This is a genomic window from Streptomyces sp. NPDC058691, assembly GCF_042714775.1.
In the GTDB taxonomy this organism is placed as follows: domain Bacteria; phylum Actinomycetota; class Actinomycetes; order Streptomycetales; family Streptomycetaceae; genus Actinacidiphila.
The window spans coordinates 1-18917 of sequence record NZ_JBHXSO010000009.1; the positions used below are offsets into that span (position 1 = coordinate 1).

15 protein-coding genes are annotated in these 18917 nt (G+C 71.1%); 8 read left to right on the forward strand and 7 right to left on the reverse strand.

Features of this window, described 5'->3' with window-relative positions:
* Nucleotides 1–215 precede the first annotated feature (215 nt).
* Nucleotides 216–1046 (forward strand): maleylpyruvate isomerase family mycothiol-dependent enzyme, encoded by an 831-nt coding sequence (locus tag ACFWVC_RS08570; RefSeq protein WP_384280469.1) that lies wholly within the window; start codon nt 216–218, stop codon nt 1044–1046.
* Between the two features lie 15 nt (nt 1047–1061).
* Here the strand turns inward: ACFWVC_RS08570 and ACFWVC_RS08575 are convergent, their stop codons facing one another.
* From ACFWVC_RS08575 to ACFWVC_RS08585, 3 genes are all read right to left on the reverse strand, one after another.
* Nucleotides 1062–2366, reverse strand: a complete 1305-nt coding sequence (locus tag ACFWVC_RS08575) for a nitrate/nitrite transporter (protein WP_384280471.1) — start codon at nt 2364–2366, stop codon at nt 1062–1064.
* Nucleotides 2366–3040 carry a GntR family transcriptional regulator gene (locus ACFWVC_RS08580; RefSeq protein ID WP_384280473.1) on the reverse strand — a complete coding sequence of 225 codons (675 nt, stop codon included), beginning with the start codon at nt 3038–3040 and terminating at the stop codon, nt 2366–2368. The genes ACFWVC_RS08575 and ACFWVC_RS08580 overlap by 1 nt, the downstream gene beginning before the upstream one ends.
* Nucleotides 3041–3118: 78 nt before the next feature.
* Nucleotides 3119–3838 (reverse strand): response regulator, encoded by a 720-nt coding sequence (locus tag ACFWVC_RS08585; protein ID WP_384280475.1) that lies wholly within the window; start codon nt 3836–3838, stop codon nt 3119–3121.
* 309 nt (nt 3839–4147) lie between these two features.
* On the opposite strand from ACFWVC_RS08585, the gene pdhA reads away from it, so the two are divergent.
* From pdhA to ACFWVC_RS08620, 7 genes are all read left to right on the forward strand, one after another.
* Nucleotides 4148–5290 (forward strand): pyruvate dehydrogenase (acetyl-transferring) E1 component subunit alpha, encoded by a 1143-nt coding sequence (pdhA, locus tag ACFWVC_RS08590; RefSeq protein WP_384280477.1) that lies wholly within the window; start codon nt 4148–4150, stop codon nt 5288–5290.
* A gap of 1 nt (nt 5291) precedes the next feature.
* The gene (locus ACFWVC_RS08595) at nt 5292–6266 is read left to right on the forward strand and encodes an alpha-ketoacid dehydrogenase subunit beta (RefSeq protein ID WP_384280479.1); all 975 of its coding nucleotides are present in this window, start codon (nt 5292–5294) and stop codon (nt 6264–6266) included.
* 52 nt (nt 6267–6318) lie between these two features.
* Nucleotides 6319–7752: a dihydrolipoamide acetyltransferase family protein gene (locus tag ACFWVC_RS08600; RefSeq protein ID WP_384280890.1), complete on the forward strand. Its 1434-nt coding sequence runs from the start codon at nt 6319–6321 to the stop codon at nt 7750–7752.
* Between the two features lie 103 nt (nt 7753–7855).
* Nucleotides 7856–8050: a hypothetical protein gene (locus ACFWVC_RS08605; RefSeq protein WP_384280481.1), complete on the forward strand. Its 195-nt coding sequence runs from the start codon at nt 7856–7858 to the stop codon at nt 8048–8050.
* 40 nt (nt 8051–8090) lie between these two features.
* Nucleotides 8091–8528: a DUF4240 domain-containing protein gene (locus tag ACFWVC_RS08610; protein WP_384280483.1), complete on the forward strand. Its 438-nt coding sequence runs from the start codon at nt 8091–8093 to the stop codon at nt 8526–8528.
* A gap of 150 nt (nt 8529–8678) precedes the next feature.
* On the forward strand, nt 8679–12152 hold the full coding sequence (locus ACFWVC_RS08615; protein ID WP_384280485.1) for a hypothetical protein: 3474 nt from the start codon (nt 8679–8681) through the stop codon (nt 12150–12152).
* A gap of 207 nt (nt 12153–12359) precedes the next feature.
* Nucleotides 12360–14162 (forward strand): NHL domain-containing thioredoxin family protein, encoded by a 1803-nt coding sequence (locus ACFWVC_RS08620; RefSeq protein WP_384280488.1) that lies wholly within the window; start codon nt 12360–12362, stop codon nt 14160–14162.
* A gap of 16 nt (nt 14163–14178) precedes the next feature.
* Here ACFWVC_RS08620 and ACFWVC_RS08625 read toward each other — a convergent pair whose 3' ends face one another.
* The 4 genes from ACFWVC_RS08625 to ACFWVC_RS08640 all read right to left on the reverse strand — a co-directional run bounded on the left by ACFWVC_RS08625 (nt 14179) and on the right by ACFWVC_RS08640 (nt 18889).
* A complete protein-coding gene (locus ACFWVC_RS08625; protein WP_384280491.1) occupies nt 14179–14400 on the reverse strand; it encodes a hypothetical protein in 222 nt (73 codons plus the stop codon).
* A gap of 87 nt (nt 14401–14487) precedes the next feature.
* Nucleotides 14488–15777: a M18 family aminopeptidase gene (locus tag ACFWVC_RS08630; protein WP_384280494.1), complete on the reverse strand. Its 1290-nt coding sequence runs from the start codon at nt 15775–15777 to the stop codon at nt 14488–14490.
* A 96-nt stretch (nt 15778–15873) separates the two neighbouring features.
* Complete coding sequence (locus ACFWVC_RS08635; RefSeq protein ID WP_384280496.1) at nt 15874–17703, reverse strand: acyl-CoA dehydrogenase; 1830 nt, start codon at nt 17701–17703, stop codon at nt 15874–15876.
* A 109-nt stretch (nt 17704–17812) separates the two neighbouring features.
* Complete coding sequence (locus ACFWVC_RS08640) at nt 17813–18889, reverse strand: AI-2E family transporter (RefSeq protein ID WP_384280501.1); 1077 nt, start codon at nt 18887–18889, stop codon at nt 17813–17815.
* Between the last annotated feature and the right edge of the window lie 28 nt (nt 18890–18917).

Sequence of the window (18917 nt, forward strand, 5' to 3'; positions counted from 1 at the left end):
CCGGACGAGCGCGGCGGCGCGTTCGCGCCGGGCGTGCACCGGTTCCGCCGGGTCGACGTCGATCTGGATCAGGGAAACGCGCACCGTACCACCGCCCATGAGTCGGGACATCCTGCCGGGCCTACGATCGTCACACGAAAGCACTCCCGTGGTGTCACTGCGCAGCGTAATTTAAGGCGCACACCACGACCGCGCACCGACCGTCGAGGGGTCCCGTGACCGGCACCGTCCACAGCCAGCTCCAGCCGTACATCGACGCCTGGACCCACTCCATAGAATCCATGGCCGAGTTGGTCCGCCCCGTTCCGGCGGGCGCATGGAACCGGCCGACCGAGTGCCCCTACTGGTCCGTCCGTGACGTTGTGTCACACGTGATCGGTTTTGAATGCGAACTGCTCGGCGATCCTCGCCCGATCCACACACTTCCGAGCGATCTGCGTCACATGACGTCAGAGTACGCCCGCTACGTGGAGGTGCCCGTCGACAAGCGGCGCCACCACACCCCGCCCGAGGTGTTCGGGGAGCTCGACTACACGATCATCCGCCGTGCCCGCCAGCTGCGGAACGAGACCCGCGGGCCGCAGGACACCGTCCGCGGTCCGATGGGCAAGGAGATGACCCTCGAAGCGCTGCTGAGGTGGCGGATCTTCGACGTCTGGGTGCACGAGCAGGACCTGCGCCGCGCGCTGGGCGAGCCGGGCAACCTGGACTCGCCCGCCGCGGCCTACGCCCGCGACTGGATCCTGGCCGAGCTGCCGCGGGTCGTCGCCGAGCGGGCGGCCGCCCCGGCCGGTTCCGCGGTCGTCTTCGACGTCCACGGGGAGCAGGAGTTCATGCGCACCGTCCGGGTCGACGCCGACGGCAAGGGCTCGATCGACGGCAGCGTCTCCCTGGGGCCCGCGGTGACGATGACCATGGACTGGGAGACCTTCGTCCGGCTGACCTGCGGCCGCACCCGGGCCAAGGCGGTCGAGGACCGGATGAAGATCGAGGGCGACCAGGCGCTGGCCGAGGCGATCCTCGCCAATATCGCGGTCACGCAGTGAGGCGGGAGAGGGCGTTCATGTCCCGGCCGGGACGTGGACGCTCTCGACGCGGCTGACGGCGATCCGCTGCCGCTCCAGCCGGGCCGCCTTGCCGCGCAGCCGCAGGATCCGGGCGACGCCGAGCGCCTGGAGGACGAAAATGCTGCTCCAGGCGATCCGGTAGTCGCCGCCGCTCGCGTCCAGCAGGACGCCGATGGCCAGCAGCGTGGCCATCGAGGCGGTGAAGCCGCCGATGTTGACGATGCCGGACGCCGTGCCGAGACGCTCCGGGGGGTTGGCCGGGCGGGCGAAGTCGAAGCCGATCATCGACGCCGGTCCGCACGTCCCCAGGACGACGCAGAGCAGCACCAGCAGCCACAGCGGGGCGTGCTCGGCCGGCCACGCCAGGACCACCGCCCACATCACGGCGGTGGCGCCGACGACGCCCAGGGTGAGCGGCATCCGGGCGCCGTGGTGGCGGCCGATGATCTGCCCGAAGAGCATCCCGAAGACCATGTTGGCCACGACGACCACCGTCAGCAGGGTGCCGGCCGCCTCGCGGGACAGCCCCTGCGCCTCGACGAGATAGGGCAGCCCCCACAGCAGCAGGAACACCATGCCCGGGAACTGCGTGGTGAAGTGCGTCCACATCCCGAGCCGGGTGCCGGGCTCCCGCCAGGCCGCGGCGATCTGCCGCTTCACGTAGCCGCGCCCGTGGTGCTCGGCGGGGGCGGGTTCGAAGCCGTCGGGGTGGTCCTTCATGAAGAGCAGGACGAGGACGAGGACGAGCGCGCCGACCAGCGCCGTGCCGACGAAGGTCGGCGTCCAGCCCGCGGAGTGCAGCAGCCGCGCCAGCAGCACGGTGCTGAGCAGGTTGCCCGCGACGCCGAACAGCGCCGCGGCCTGCGCGATCATCGGCCCCCTGCGGGCCGGGAACCAGCGCGAGCCCAGCCGCAGCACGCTGACGAACGTCATCGCGTCGCCGCAGCCCAGCACCGCGCGGGCGGCGAGCGCCATGCCGTACGAGTGCGACAGGGCGAAGCCGAGCTGGCCCGCGGTGAAGAGCACGACGCCGATGGTCAGCACCCGCTTGGTGCCGAGCCGGTCGACCATCAGGCCGACGGGTATCTGCATGCCGGCGTAGACCAGCACCTGAAGGATCGAGAACGTGGACAGCGCGGACGCGCCTATGTGGAAGCGCTCGGCGGCGTCGATGCCGGCGACGCCGAGACTGGTGCGGTGCACGACCGCGACCATGTAGACCAGGGTGCCGATGCTCCACACCCCGACCGCCTTGACGCCGCCGGGTGGTTCACCGGTGGTGGTGCCGACCGTCCCCATTACTCCCCCCGGGCCAGGTGGTTCACCCAGCTGACATGGCGTTCGACCAGAGCGGCGGCCGCGCCGGCGTCCCCGGCGCGCAAGGCGTCGAGGATCTCGGTGTGTTCGGTGATGTTCTTGGCGATGCGGCCGGGATCGGCGTGCATGGTCGCCACCCCCATCCGCAGCTGACGGTCCCTCAACTGGTCGTACAGGTGGGACAAGATGCGGTTGCCGGCCGCGCGCACGATCTCGGCGTGAAAGCTCCGGTCCGCCATGGCGAAGGCGGCCAGGTCGCCGGTGGCCGCGTGACCGCGCTGCTCCTCCAGCAGCTCCTCCAGGCGGGACAGCAGCCGCGCCGGGACGGGCTCCAGCTTCAGCACCGCGTGCCGTTCCACCAGCAGCCGGGTCTCCACGACGTCGGCGATCTCCTGCGCGGAGACCGGCAGCACCAGCGCGCCCTTCTTCGGGTACAGCTTCAGCAGCCCCTCGGCCTCCAGGCGCAGCAGCGCCTCCCGTACCGGCGTGCGCGAGACGCCGACGGCCTCGGCGAGCTCTCCCTCGCTCAGGAGGGTGCCGCCTTCGTAGCTGCGGTCCAGGACGGCCTGCTTGACGTGGGTGTAGACCCGCTCGGCGGCGGGTGGCTGCTTGGCGGCCGGCTCGGCGGCGGCGGTCGCGACAGGGCTGCGGTTCATGATGCGCACATCATAGATACAACGTGTATGCGGCGACAGCTCACGTCCGCGATACGGACGGACACGGGCGGTGACCCGTCAGGATCCGGCCGTTCCCGGGGAGCCGGGGGCATCCGGGCGCTCGGCTCGCTCGGGGCGCTCCGGACGCTCGGGGTGCAGCCGGGCGACGTAGGCCGCGGCCTGGGTGCGGCGCTGCATGCCGAGCTTGGCCAGCAGTGAGGAGACGTAGTTCTTGACCGTCTTCTCGGCCAGGTGCAGCCGCTCGCCTATCTGCCGGTTGGTGAGCCCCTCGCCGATCAGGTCGAGGATGCGTTTCTCCTGGTCGGTGAGGTCGGACAGGCGGTCCTCCGCGCGCTCGGCGCCGCCCCCGCGCAGCCGCTCCATCACGCGGGCGGTCGCGGCCGGGTCCAGCAGCGACCGCCCGGCGGCGACGTCCCGCACGGCGCCCACCAGGTCGCTGGCCCGGATGTCCTTGAGCACGTAGCCGGCCGCGCCCGCCATGATCGCGTCGAAGAGCGCCTCGTCGTCCGCGTACGAGGTGAGCATCAGGCACTTGGTCTCCGGTTGCCGGGAGCGGACCTCCCGGCACACCTCGACGCCGCTGCCGTCCGGCAGCCGCACGTCCAGCAGCGCCACGTCGGGCCGCACGGCGGGCAGCCGCGCCAGTGCCTCGGCGGCCGTGCCGGCCTCGCCGACGACCTCGATGTCGGGTTCCGCGGAGAGCAATTCGTGCACGCCCCGCCGGACGACTTCGTGATCGTCGAGCAGGAATACCGCGATTGTCGACTTTTCGGACACAACTTCAGCGTTGCACACCCGACCACAGCCGACCTCTTACGCAGATTCGATCCTCGGGATAACGTGCCGTTGTCCCGGTGGCCTGCGAGAACGTTCATTTACTAGGAAATCCAACCAAAACCGCAGGTAAAACCCTCTTCGCGCGAAAGCGGGAGGTGTGGGTAACGTTCACTTCGCAGGGCTGCCTGCCGGGTCCATCAACACTCCCGGCTCGGCCGTGCCGCACACACCCCGTGCGCCGCGACGAGACGGTAGGAGCCGCACTGGCCGCCGGCGGATCCCGGGGGCCGGACAGACGGAGGAGCAAGCGTGAGCGTGAAAAGCACTGCCGCGAAGCCACGTACGCCCCGTACGGGCACCCGCGGTGGCGCGAAGCGCCGTGAGGCCGAGCCGGAGCTGGTACAGCTCCTGACTCCCGAGGGCGATCGCGTCGAGCACCCTGAGTACTCCATCGACCTGAGCCCCGAAGAGCTGCGCGGTCTGTACCGGGACATGGTCCTGACCCGTCGCTTCGACGCGGAGGCCACGGCCCTGCAGCGGCAGGGCGAGCTCGGTCTGTGGGCCTCGCTGCTCGGCCAGGAGGCCGCGCAGATCGGCTCGGGCCGGGCGACCCGGCAGGACGACTACGTCTTCCCCACCTACCGCGAGCACGGCGTCGCCTGGTGCCGCGGGGTGGATCCGGTCAATCTGCTGGGCATGTTCCGCGGGGTCAACCACGGCGGGTGGGACCCCAACGAGAACAACTTCCACCTGTACACGATCGTCATCGGCTCGCAGACGCTCCACGCCACCGGTTATGCCATGGGCATCACCAAGGACGGCGCGGACTCCGCCGTCATCGCCTACTTCGGCGACGGTGCCTCCAGCCAGGGCGACGTCGCGGAGGCCTTCACCTTCTCCGCCGTCTACAACGCCCCCGTGGTCTTCTTCTGCCAGAACAACCAGTGGGCGATCTCCGAGCCCACCGAGAAGCAGACCCGCGTCCCGCTCTACCAGCGCGCCGCCGGCTACGGCTTCCCGGGCGTGCGGGTGGACGGCAACGACGTCCTCGCGGTGCTCGCGGTCACCCGCGCCGCCCTGGAGCACGCCCGCTCCGGCCAGGGCCCGATGCTGGTCGAGGCCTTCACGTACCGCATGGGCGCCCACACCACCTCCGACGACCCGACGCGCTACCGCCTCGACGAGGAGCGCGAGCAGTGGGAGAGCAAGGACCCGATCCTGCGGCTGCGGGCCTACCTGGAGAAGCAGGGCTTCGCGGACGAGGCCTTCCTCGCCGGGATCGAGGAGGAGAGCCTGGCGCTGGGCAAGCGGGTCCGCGAGGCCGTGCGCGCCATGCCCGACCCCGACCCCATGTCGATCTTCGAGAACGTCTACGCCGACGGACACGCGCTGGTCGACGAGGAGCGCGCCCAGTTCGCCGAGTACCTCGCCGCCTTCGAGGAGGGCCACTGACATGGCAACGATGACCATCGCCAAGGCCCTCAACGAGGCGCTGCGCAAGGCCCTGGACACCGACCCCAAGGTCGTCCTCATGGGCGAGGACATCGGCAAGCTCGGCGGTGTCTTCCGGATCACCGACGGCCTGCAGAAGGACTTCGGCGAGGAGCGGGTCATCGACACCCCGCTCGCCGAGTCCGGCATCGTCGGCACCGCGATCGGCCTGGCCCTGCGCGGCTACCGCCCGGTCGTGGAGATCCAGTTCGACGGTTTCGTCTACCCCGCGTACGACCAGATCGTCACCCAGCTCGCCAAGATGCACGCGCGCGCCCTGGGCAAGATCAAGCTGCCGGTCGTCATCCGCATCCCCTTCGGCGGCGGCATCGGCGCCGTGGAGCACCACAGCGAGTCGCCCGAGGCGTACTTCGCGCACACCGCCGGACTCAAGGTCGTCACCCCGTCGACCCCGCAGGACGCCTACTGGATGCTGCAGCAGGCGATCGAATCCGACGACCCGGTGATCTTCCAGGAGCCCAAGCGCCGTTACTGGGACAAGGGCGAGGTCGACACCGAGGCCATCCCCGCGCCGCTCCACAAGGCCCGCACCGTCCTGGAGGGCACCGACCTCACGCTGGTCGCCTACGGCCCGATGGTGAAGGTCTGCCTGGAGGCTGCCGCCGCGGCCGCCGAGGAGGGCCGTAGCCTTGAGGTGGTGGACCTCCGGTCCCTGTCGCCGATGGACTTCGACGCGATCCAGGCCTCGGTCGTCAAGACCCGCCGCCTGGTCGTCGTGCACGAGGCCCCGGTGCAGCTGGGCACCGGCGCGGAGATCGCGGCCAGGATCACCGAGCGGTGCTTCTACCACCTCGAGGCGCCCGTGCTGCGGGTCGGCGGTTTCCACACGCCGTACCCCCCGGCCCGGGTCGAGGAGGAGTACCTGCCGGGCCTGGACCGCGTACTCGACGCGGTCGACCGCGCACTGGCGTTCTGAGGAGAGGGTTGTGACGACAGTGGCTGCACCGCAGCGCTTCCGCGAGTTCAAGATGCCGGACGTCGGCGAGGGACTCACGGAGGCCGAGATCCTCAAGTGGTACGTCAAGCCCGGTGACACGGTCACCGACGGCCAGGTGGTCTGCGAGGTCGAGACCGCCAAGGCCGCCGTGGAACTGCCGATCCCCTTCGACGGGATCGTGCACGAACTGCGCTTCCCCGAGGGCGAGACGGTCGACGTCGGCACGGTGATCATCGCCGTGGACACCGGCCAGGGCGAGGCGGAGGAGGCCCAGGCCGCCGCGGCCGCCCCCGCGCAGGCCGCCGCCCCCGCGCAGGCCTCCGCCGGCGCCGAGCCCGAGCAGAAGCGCCAGCCGGTGCTGGTCGGTTACGGCGTCGCCGCGTCCTCGACCAAGCGCCGCCCGCGCAAGCAGGCCGCCGTACCGGCGCAGGGTGCCGCCGCCGGCGCCCTTCAGGCCGAGCTCAACGGACACGCCCCGGTCGTGCCTGTCGCGCCGGCCGCGCCCGCGGCTGCGACGGTGTTCGCGCCGGCCGAGGCGCGTCCGCTGGCCAAGCCGCCCGTGCGCAAGCTGGCCAAGGACCTCGGCGTGGACCTCGCGGGGATCACCCCGACCGGTCCCGAGGGCACCATCACCCGCGAGGACGTCCAGAACGCGGCCGCTCCGGCGGTCCCGGCCGCCCCCGCGACCGTTTCGGCCGCCGCGGCCCCGGCGGCCTTCGAGACGGCCTCCACGGCGACCGCGGCGACCACGGTGAGCACCGCCCCCCTGGAGACCCGCGTCCCGATCAAGGGCGTCCGCAAGGCCACGGCCGCCGCGATGGTGGCCAGCGCCTTCACCGCGCCGCACGTGACCGAGTTCGTCACCTTCGACATCACCCGCACCATGCGGCTGGTCCAGGAGCTCAAGACCGACCCGGCCTTCACCGGCCTCAAGGTCGGCCCGCTCCTGCTCGTCGCCAAGGCCCTGCTCGTGGCGATCCGGCGCAACCCGGAGATCAACGCGGCCTGGGACGAGGCGAACCAGGAGATCGTCCACAAGGGATACGTCAACCTCGGCATCGCCGCGGCCACCCCGCGCGGCCTGATCGTCCCCAACATCAAGGACGCCCAGGCCAGGACGCTGCCCGAACTGGCCGCCGCTCTCGGTGAACTGGTCGCCACGGCGCGTGAGGGCAAGACCTCGCCGGCCGCGATGCAGGGCGGCACGGTCACCATCACCAACGTCGGCGTCTTCGGCATCGACACCGGCACGCCCATCCTCAACCCCGGGGAGTCCGCGATCCTCGCCTTCGGCGCGGTCAAGGACATGCCCTGGGTGCACAAGGGCAAGGTCAAGCCCCGCCAAGTCACCACGCTCGCGCTCTCCTTCGACCACCGCCTGGTCGACGGCGAGCTCGGCTCCAAGGTCCTCGCCGATGTCGCGGCGATCCTGGAGTACCCCAAGCGCCTGATGACCTGGGCCTGATCCCCCCGTCACACCATCGAGAAGGGCCCGGACGTGTGTGCGTCCGGGCCCTTCTCGGGCGTGTCGCCCCCCATGCGGGCCATATCTGTGACGTCATACGGCCATGGCGGTATCCATCTCGCTGATCCTGCTGCTGGCAGTCCTCACGCTGGTGCTCCTGCGCGCCAAGTCGCTGAAGGTCTCCCACGCCCTGCTCTGCATGCTCCTCGGCTTCTGCCTCGCGAGCTCCAGCCTGGCCCCCACCATCCACTCCGGCCTCATCGCCACCACCGACGTCGTGGGCGACCTACGACCCTGACCCCCCGCGCTGTCAGACCCCTCCGGCAGACTCCGGCGGTATGGACACCGGACGGTTCCGGCAGCTCATCCACGACGCCCGCAGCCAGGTCCCCGACCCCGCGGACCCCGACGCGGTCGCCGCACGCGCCTCCGGGCTGCTCGCCGAGCAGTCCCCGGAGCGCATCCTCGCCGCGCAGCAGGCCCCGTGGGACCTCATGGCGGCTTCCTACCGCGCGCCCCTGTGGGCCGCCGCTCATCTGATCAACGGCGGCTGCTCCGGCGACGGTTTCGACTACTTCCGCGGCCGGCTGATACTCCAGGGCCGCGAGACCTTCGACCGCGCCGTCGCCTGGGACGCGTACCTGTCGGTGACCGGCGAGGAGCTTCCCGCCGACGCGTTCACCATCCGCTACCCGGACCTCGACCCGGCGTCGCGCTTCGACTTCGGCGACACGGCCGCGACGGCCCGCCGCCTGCCCGCCCTGGCCGCGCTCTGACCCGGAAGTCCGCGACAGGCGGGGGCCGGTGGGCCGGCTGTGAAACGTCTGTGCGAGCATCCCCTCCGGCTCACCAACGCCCACGTCTTCCGCCGTCATGGCGGCCCGACGCATCCATGCGTCACATCAGACCGCTCCGGGGGGAACGGAATGGCTCATCACCCGCGTACAACGGGGAGACCCGCACCGTACGCCGCACTGCTGCTCGTCCTGTCGGCCCTGTTGCTGGCACTGCTGCCGGCGGGCGCGGCACCCGCGTACGCCGACACCGCCGCCGACCCCGGTGACTGTGCCGTGCTCCCGCTGGCGCCGTTCGGTGACCCGGGGTCCGCGGTGGCCACGGCGACCCTCCCCGAGGACGGCACCGTCTGTTACACCTTCACCGCCGAGCGGCCGGGGCTGCACCGGGTCCTGGTGCATGACCTCCATGGTCAGACCGGCGCCGATGTGTACGACGGCGCCGACGCGCTGGACTGCTACGACGCGCAATGGAGCAGTCCGGGCTGGTGCGACCTGCCCCACGCGGGCGCTTATACCGTGAAGGTCGTCAACTACGGGTGGACCACGGACACGTTCAACCTCGCGGTGGTCGCACTCGCCACGACCACCGACTGCGGTCCGGAGACCGCCACGTCGTGGGACACCCCGGCCGTGGACGTCTCCGTGCCCGGTCCGCTGGGCCTGGCGTGCGTGCCCTTCACCGGCACTGCGGGCGAGCGCGTCCTGCTGTATGTGGACGGCACCACCTTGTGGGCCGGAGCCACGTCCTGGATCACGGACGAGACCGGGGCGCGCATCTGCCCGCACTTCAACGAGGACGACAGCATCGGCTGTGTGCTGCCCGGTGATGGCCCGTACCGGGTACTCAGCCAGGTCACCGGGACCGGCGAAGGGCCGCCGGCCAAGCACACCGTTGCCGTTCGTCGGCTGTCGGACCCGGCCGGCTGCGAGTCCGTCCCGCTCAACACCTTCGACTCCGGGCCCACGGTGACCACCCCGGGCACCGAATGCAAGGTCTTCACCGCGCCGAAGGCCGGACGCTACGACGTGTATCAGGTCTCCTCCGACGGGCGCTCCGAGGCCGACGTCTACGACCGGGCCGGCAAGAGCGTCTGCGGTTCCTGCGAGCTGCCCGCTGGTGACTACACCGTGATCACCGACCAGTCGACCCTCATCCTCGACCGCTCCTCCTCCGCCGGCTGCCAGGCCGCCGGATTGGGCACCTACCATGGCGAACTCGACGAGGTCGGCGAGGTCGACTGCCTGATACTGCCCCTTCCCGCGGGCGCCCGGATGGCCGCGCTTCGGCCCCTGAGCACGACCGGCCCGCGCACGGACCCCGTCGTGGTCGACGCCGACGGCGTCGGGCGCTGTTCCTGGGAGAGCCTCAACGAGGGCACCTGTGAGCTCACTGGCACCGCGCCGTTCCGCGCCCTGATTTCCGAGGACGGCGGTTCCGACACCGGTCCCTACGACTTGGCGCTCTACCGGACGGACGTCACGAGCGGCTGTCAGGTGCTCCCTGCCGGCGACTTCACCACTGCGACCGCCTCGGCCCGCTTCAGCACCGGCGACGGGGTCTTCTCCCACTGCCTGACCATTCCGGCCGACGACCACAGCGCGGTGGAGAACCTGCAACTGCGGGCGGCACCCGGAACCGGCTCCACCGCCCAGGTCTCGGTTCTGGATGCCGACGGGAAGCACGTGTGCTCCGCGGGGCCCTCCCTGTTCACCTGGACCACCTGCGGCCTCACCCCGGGTGTCGCGCACACCGTCCTGGTCACCGGCCGGGACACCGCCGCCACGTACACCCTCACCCGCCGCGACGTCACGGCGACCGCGAAGGGCTGCACCGCCAACCCCGCGACCGCGGTGGGCGGTCCGTCCACGGGCGGGGCACTCGGTGTGCCGGGGGAGTTGGAGTGCCGGCAGGTCACCACGGCGAGCGCCGGGGACACCCTGCACCTCAACGTCCGCGATCCGCTCGGCACCGCGAACACCTACGTCTTCGACGCCGACGGTAAGTCGGTCTGCCCGCACGCCAACTCCTCGTGCGCGGCAACCGGTTCGACGGGGTACCAGGTGCTGGTCACGGTCCCGTCCTCTTTGAAGGCCGCCTCCTCCTACCGCTTCGACGCCCTGCGCATCGCCACGCCGGAGGGCCCGGCGCCCGAATGCGTCAAGGTCCCGAACATCAGCTACGGGTACGGTCCCGTCACCGGCACCCTGGACGAGCAGCACACCGCCCTCTGTGCGGCGCTGCCGACCGCCTACAGCGACTACTTCGATGTCCCCGTCACCGACACCGCCGGCGCCACGTACACCGCGGTGCCCGCGTTGTACGACAAGACCGGCTACAACGGCTGCAGTCTCTACATCCCCAGTGGGTACAGGTGCTCGGTGTTCGGGCCGTCCACGGAGGACGCGGCCCCGAGCGTCTTCGTCCTCGGCCTCCCGGAGAAGGCGTCGCAGACCTCCTACCGTGCCGAACTGGTCTGTACGTTCGGGCCGTGCGGCACCGAGAAGATCGGCGTCACGGGGGTGACCCCGACCACGGGTCCGAGCGGTGGCAAGACCACCGTCACGGTGACGGGCAGCGCCCTGCACCAGGACGACAAGGTCAGGATCTACCGGTCCGGAAGCTCGCCGATCACCGCCACCACGGTCTCGGTCTCGGCCGACCGCAAGACCCTGACCGCCGTGCTGGACCTCAGCGGGGTCACCCCCAGCACCTGGAGCCTCAGCGTCCTCACCCACAACTCCTGGGAGTTCCCGCGAGGCACCTTCACCGTCACCGAGCAGCCCGCGCTGAAGGCCACCACCGCCCCGGCGATCAAGGGCACGGTCCGGGTCGGCGAGAAGCTCACCGCTTCCCCCGGGTCGTGGTCGGCCACGCCTGAGGCGTACGCCTACCAGTGGAAGGCCGACGGTACGGCGATCTCCGGTGCCACCGGGTCGACGTACACGGTGCCGTCCTCGCTGCTCGGCACCAAGCTGTCCCTCACGGTGACGGCCCGCCGCGCCGGTTACCGCGACGGCACCGCCACGACCTCCGCCGTCACCGTCGCCAAGGGGCTCGCCCCGAAGGCCACCACCCCGCCGGCGATCAAGGGCACCGTGCGGGTGGGCGTCAAGCTCACCGCGGCCCCCGGCACGTGGTCGCCCGCCCCGTCCTCCTACGCCTACCAGTGGAAGACGGACGGCAAGGCGATCTCGGGGGCGACGAAATCCACGTACACGGTTCCGGCCTCGCTGGCGGGCAAGAAGCTGTCCCTGACGGTGACCGCGCGCCGCGCGGGATGCAGTGACGGCTCCGCCACCACGTCCGCGGTCACGGTCGCCAAGGGCCTCGCGCCCAAGGCCACCAAGCTCCCGACGATCTCGGGCACCGCGAAGGTGGGCCGCACGCTCACGGCGGGGCGCGGCACCTGGACGCCGACTCCGGCCTCGTACCGCTACCAGTGGTATGCGAACGGCAAGGCGATCTCGGGCGCGACCAAGTCCACGCTGGTCCTGAAGTCCGCCCAGCGCGGCAAGAAGATCACCGTCAAGGTGAGTGCCGTTCTCTCCGGTCACTCGAACGGTACGGCCACGAGCAAGGCGACCTCCACCGTCGCCGGCTGAGCCGTCCCGCCGCCCGTCCACGCCCGCTCCCACCCGCCCCCGGCCGCGCGAACCCGCGGCCGGGGGCGGGTGCGTTCATCCGGCGGAGTGCCCGTCCCCCACCTGGCGCTCGACCCGGTTCCGGCCGCGCGGGGACCTCGAGCCCGAGGAGGCGGACGACGTCCGCCAGACACCGGGAGAACGCTTCCCGGATGGCATCCTTGCAGCATGAACGACGCCGCTCCCGCCTCCCGCCGTGTCCGTGTCCGTGCCCCCGAGCTGATCGGCAAGGGCGGCTGGCTGAACACCGGCGGGAAGCAGCTGAACCTGTCCGACCTGCGGGGATCGATCGCGATTCTCGACTTCTGGACGTTCTGCTGCATCAACTGCCTGCACGTCCTGGACGAGCTGCGGGAGCTGGAGGAGAAGCACCGCGACACCGTGGTGATCGTCGGCGTGCACTCGCCGAAGTTCGTGCACGAGGCGGAGCACCAGGCGGTCGTGGACGCCGTGGAGCGGTACGGGGTGCACCACCCGGTGCTGGACGATCCCGAGCTGGCGACGTGGAAGCAGTACGCCGTACGCGCATGGCCCACGCTCACCGTGATCGACCCCGAGGGCTACATCGTCGCCCAGCATTCCGGGGAGGGCCACGCGCACGCGCTGGAGGCCCTGGTCACGGAGCTGGAGGAGGAGCACGCGGCGAAGGGCACGCTGCGGCGCGGGGACGGGCCGTACGTGCCGCCGGAGCCGGTGGCGACGCATCTGCGGTTCCCGGGGAAGGCTCTGCGGCTGCCGTCGGGGAACCTGCTGGTCTCGGACTCGACGCGGCACCAGCTGGTGGAGGTCGCGCCGGACACCGAGACCGTGCTGCGGCGGATCGGCGAGCCGGGCGACTTCAACGAGCCGCAGGGCCTGGCGCTGCTCCCGGACGGCAAGGTGGTCGTCGCGGACACCGTGAACCACCGGCTGCGCAGCTTCGACCCGGACAGCGGCGCCCTGGAGACGGTGGCCGGGACGGGCAAGCAGTGGTGGCAGGGGTCGGCGACGTCGGGCCCCGCGCTGGAGGTGGACCTGTCCTCGCCGTGGGACGTGGCCTGGTGGGACGGCAAGGTGTGGATCGCGATGGCCGGCGTCCACCAGCTGTGGACGTACGACCCGCGGGACGGGACCGTGCGCGTCGCGGCCGGGACGACCAACGAGGGCCTGGTGGACGGCCCGGCGGACGAGGCGTGGTTCGCGCAGCCGTCCGGACTCGCGGCGGCGGGGGACCGGCTGTGGGTCGCGGACTCCGAGACCAGCGCGCTGCGCTGGGTGGAACGAAACGCCGGTGACGGCTACGCGGTGCGCACCGCGGTCGGCACGGGCCTGTTCGACTTCGGCCACCGCGACGGCCCGGCGGAGCAGGCGCTGCTCCAGCACCCGCTGGGTGTGACGGCGCTGCCCGACGGCTCGGTCGCGGTCAGTGACACGTACAACCACGCCCTGCGCCGTTTCGACCCGGCCTCGGGCGAGGTGACCACGCTCGCCACCGATCTGCGCGAGCCCTCCGGGGCCGTGCTGGACGGCGACGAGGTGGTGGTCGTGGAGTCGGCGCGGCACCGTCTGACGCGGCTGCGGCTGCCGGAGGAGGCCGTGCGGGTGGAGGCCGCGGCGCACCGCACGCAGCGTCCCGCCACGGAGGTGGCGCCGGGGGCGCTGCGGCTGGACGTGGTCTTCACCGCGCCCACCGGCCAGAAGCTGGACCTGCGTTACGGTCCCTCGACCCGGCTGCTGGTGAGCTCGACCCCGCCCGAACTGCTGCTGGAGGGCGAGGGGAAGGGAACGGACCTCTTCCGGGACCTCGTGCTGAACGCCGAGGTGGCGGAAGGGGTGCTGCACGTGTCGGCCATGGCCGCCTCGTGCGACGACGACCCGGACAACGAGTTCCCCGCCTGCCATGTGCACCAGCAGGACTGGGGTGTCCCCGTGCGCCTGACCGGCGACGGGGACACCCGCCTGGCCCTGGTGCTGGCGGGCATGGACGCCTGAGGCGCCGTCATGCCGGTCAGATGCGCGGGTAGTGGCGGTCCCGTTCCTCGACGACCGGCATCGGCTCGACGATCCGGCGCCGCTTGAAGATGCTGACGTACGCGGCCACGCCGATGACGCCGACCGCCATCATGATGAGGCCGACCAGGTCCAGGTTGACCCCGGCCATGTGCCAGTCGGTCGCGAAGGTGAGGATGGCCCCCACCGCGATGAGACCGATGCAACCGCCGATGCCCATGATGTCCGCCTCCGAACTGCGTTGGCCCTAGGGGCTGGTAGACCTTCGCCTACCCGGAGGCGGACATCTCATGACGGGTTTTCGCGGTCAGCCTTCCAGGAACGCCTTGAGCGCGCCGGCCAGCAGGTGCGGGTCGTCGGCTCCGCACAACTCCCGCGCGGAGTGCATCGACAGGATCGGCACGCCGACGTCCACGGTCGTGATGCCGTGCCGGGCGGCGGTGATGGGGCCGATGGTCGTACCGCAGGGCATCGCGTTGTTGGAGACGAAGGACTGCCACGGCACGCCGGCGCGCTCGCAGGCGGCGGCGAAGATGCCGCGGCCGGCGCCGTCGGTGGCGTAGCGCTGGCTGACGTTGACCTTGAGGATGGGGCCGCCGTTGGGCATCGGGCGGTGCGTCGGGTCGTGCTTCTCCGCGTAGTTGGGGTGGACGGCGTGGCCGGTGTCGGCGGAGACGCACACCGTGCCGGCGAAGGCGCGGGCCCGGTCCTCGTAGCCGCCGCCGCGGGCGAAGACGGACCGCTCCAGGACGTTGCCGAGCAGCGGGCCGCCGGCGCCGGTGTCGGACTCGCTGCCCGTCTCCTCGTGGTCGAAGGCGGCCAGTACCGGGATGTACGGCAGCGCCTCGCCGGCGACGGAGGCCAGGGCGGCGGTGCCGGCGTGCACGGAGAGCAGGTTGTCCAGCCGCGCGGCGGCCAGGAACTCACGGTCGCGGCCGAGGTAGGCGGGCGGCTGGACGTCGTGCGTCATCAGGTCCCAGCCGACGATGTCGGCGGCGGCGACGCCGGTCTCCTCCGCGAGGAAGGCCATCAGCGCGCCCTCGTCGACCTCGCCGAGGCCCCAGACCGGCTGCATGTGCCGCTGCTTGTCGAGCTTGAGGCCGCTCTCGTTGACGCCGCGGTCCAGGTGCACGGCCAGTTGCGGCACCCGCAGCAGCGGACGGTCGATGTGGACCAGGGGCGTGCTGCCGTCGCGGAGCGCCAGGCGGCCGGACAGGCCCAGGTCACGGTCGAGCCAGGTGTTGAGCAGGGCGCCGCCGTAGATCTCCACGGCGATCTGGCGCCACCCGAAGGAGCCGGAGTCGGGACGCGGCTTGACGCGCAGGTTGGTGGAGTCGGTGTGTGCGCCGACGATCCGGAAGGGGGTCGCGGGGCCGGCACCCTCGGGCACGTACCAGGCGATGATCGCGCCGCCCCTCAGCACGTACTTGCCGCCGGCCTCGGCGTTCCAGGGCTCGGTCTCGGAGACCTGTCGGAATCCCGCCTTCTCCAGGCGCTCGGCGGCACTGGCGACCGCGTGGTACGGCGACGGGCCGGCCGCGATGAAGGCGGCCAGGTCATCGGTGTGGCTGCGGTCGAAGTGGGGCTGAGGGTTCATGGTTCAAGGATAGGGACGCACGGCGGCCCGCTCCGCGTCGCAGGAGCGGGCCGCCATAGCCGCTATCGGTCCCGGCCGGAACCGGTCAAACCGTGATCAGAAGGCCTCTTCGGGCAGCTCCATCACGTCGAGGGTGACGCCGTCGGCGATGGAGCGCGCCACGGAGACGTGCGGCAGGACGTCGGCGGCGAAGTGCCGGGCCGCCGCGATCTTGCCGGTGTAGAAGGGGGTGTCCTTGGCGGAGGCGCCGGCGGCCAGCTTCTCGGCGGCCACGGCCGCGCCCTTGAGCAGCAGGTAGCCGACGACGACGTCGCCGGAGGCGAGCAGCAGGCGGGTGGTGTTGAGACCGACCTTGTAGATGGACTTGACGTCCTGCTCGGTGGCGGCGAGGTCGGTCAGCATCTTGCCGACCATCGCCTCCAGGTCCACGGCGGCCTTGGCGAGCTGCTCGCGGGCGGCGGCCAGTTCCTCGCCGCCGGTGCCCGCGGCGAGGAACTTCTTGATCTCCTCGGAGAGGGTGGTCAGCGCCGCGCCCTGGTTGCGGACGATCTTCCGGAAGAAGTAGTCCTGGCCCTGGATCGCGGTGGTGCCCTCGTAGAGGGTGTCGATCTTGGCGTCCCGGATGTACTGCTCGATCGGGTACTCCTGCAGGAAGCCGGAGCCGCCGAAGATCTGCAGGGACTGCGCCAGCTGCTCGTAGCCCTTCTCGGAGCCGTAGCCCTTGACGATGGGCAGCAGCAGGTCGTTGAGCGCCTCCAGCTCCTTGGCGTCCTCGCCGGTGACCTCGGCCGCGGCGATCCCGTCCTGGATGGAGGCGGTGAAGAGGACCAAGGCCCGCATGCCCTCGGCGTAGGCCTTCTGCGTCAGCAGCGAGCGGCGCACGTCGGGGTGGTGGGTGATGGTGACCTTGGGGGCGCTCTTGTCCATGAACTGCGCGAGGTCCGGGCCCTGCACGCGCTCCTTGGCGTACTCCAGCGCGTTCAGGTAGCCGGTGGACAGCGTGGAGATCGCCTTCGTGCCGACCATCATGCGGGCGAACTCGATGATGCGGAACATCTGGCGGATGCCGTCGTGCTTGTCGCCGATCAGCCAGCCCTTGGCGGGGTGCTTGTCGCCGAACGTCATCTCGCAGGTGTTGGAGGCCTTCAGGCCCATCTTGTGCTCGACGTTGGTGGCGTAGACGCCGTTGCGCTCGCCCAGCTCGCCGGTCTCGAAGTCGAAGAGGTACTTCGGGACGAGGAAGAGGGACAGGCCCTTGGTGCCGGGGCCGTGGCCCTCGGGGCGGGCGAGGACGTAGTGGAGGATGTTCTCCTCCATGTCGTGCTCGCCGGAGGTGATGAAGCGCTTGACGCCCTCGATGTGCCAGGTGCCGTCCTCCTGCTCGACGGCCTTGGCGCGGCCTGCGCCCACGTCCGAGCCGGCGTCGGGCTCGGTGAGGACCATGGTGGAGCCCCAGGTCTTCTCGACGGCGATCTCGGCGATCTTCTTCTGGACCTCGTTGCCCTCCTCGAAGAGGATGCGGGCGAAGGCCGGGCCGGAGGAGTACATCCAGATGGCCGGGTTCGCGCCGAGGACCAGTTCCGCGTACGACCAGATCAGGGACGGCGGGGCGGTGGTGCCGCCGATCTCCTCGGGCAGGCCCAGGCGCCAGTACTCCGCGGCCATGAAGGCCTTGTAGCTCTTCTTGAAGGTGTCCGGGACCGGTGCCGAGTTGGTCTTGGGGTCGAAGACCGGCGGGGTGCGGTCGCCGTCGGCGAAGGAGTCGGCGAGCTCGTTCTCCGCGAGGCGCGTGATCTCACCGAGGATGTCCCTGGCGGTCTCGACGTCCATCTCGGCGAACGGGCCGGTGCCGTAGATCTTGTCGCGCCCGAGGACCTCGAAGAGGTTGAACTCGATGTCGCGAAGGTTTGACTTGTAGTGGCCCATGGCGACGGCTCCGTCGGGGTCGGTCGGACGGCGGGAATGCTCGCAGTCCTCGCAGCTTTATCACTTACCAGTCGGTAATGATGCTACCCGTCGGTAATAAAAACAACCCCTATCCGGCCGGATGTGACGCAGGACCTTCGACTTCTGGAGGAACACCCCCTGCCTCGCGCCGCAGTTCGTCCACGGCCGCAAAGGCGGCGGCCGTGATCGGCACCGCCAGCAGCATCCCGAGGATGCCCGCCAGGCTCGCTCCCGCGGTGATCGCGAGCAGCACCACCGCCGGGTGCATGTGGACGGTGCGGCTCTGGATCGCCGGCTGCAGCACGTGCCCCTCCAGCACCTGCACCGCCAGCACCACGCCCAGCGCCCACAGCGCGACCAGCCACCCCCGGTCCGCCAGCGCCACGAGGACCGCGACCGCGCCGGAGATGAACGCGCCGAGATAGGGAATGTACGCCCCCACGAACACGAGCGCGCCGAGTCCCACCGCGCCCGGCACCCGCAGGATCAGCAGGCCGACGGTGATGCACACGGCGTCGATCAGCGCGATGAGGGTCGTCCCCCGCATGAAGCCCTGCACCGCGGTGAAGGCGCGGTGGGCGATCCGCTCCAGCAGGGGCCCGATGCCGTTCGGCGCCAGCTCGCGCAGCAGCACCGGGAAGCGGCCGCCGTCGCGCAGGAAGAAGAAGGTCAGCAGCAGTGCCAGCACGGCGGTCGCGAGGATCTGGCCCACGATGCTGATGCCGGACACCACCCCGGAGGCGGCCCGGGCGCCGTACTTGGTCGCGAAGGACTTCAGGCTGTCGAAGGTGTTGTCCAGCGAGGGCCCCGACACGCCGAGCTCCGGCATCACCTTGTGGGCCACGTCCTTGAGCGACGCCACGATCTGGTCCCCGGAGTGCATGAGGCTCTGCACCACGATGTACATCGCGCCCGCGCCGAAGATCAGAAGGGCTACGCACGTCAGCGCCGCGGCCAGGGACCGCTGCACCCGCACCGTCCGCAGCCACCGGTACAGCGGCCCCAGCAGGGCGCTGCCCAGCAGCGCGAGCAGGACGGGCGTCACGACCGCCGCGAAGGTGACGACGAGCCAGACCACCAGCGCGCCCACACCGGCGAGGAGCAGCACGACGGCGCACCACGCGCCCGTCCGTCGCGCGGCGGCCGGCAGAAGAGGCGCGTCCACCCGCCCACCGGATCACGGCCCCGTGGCG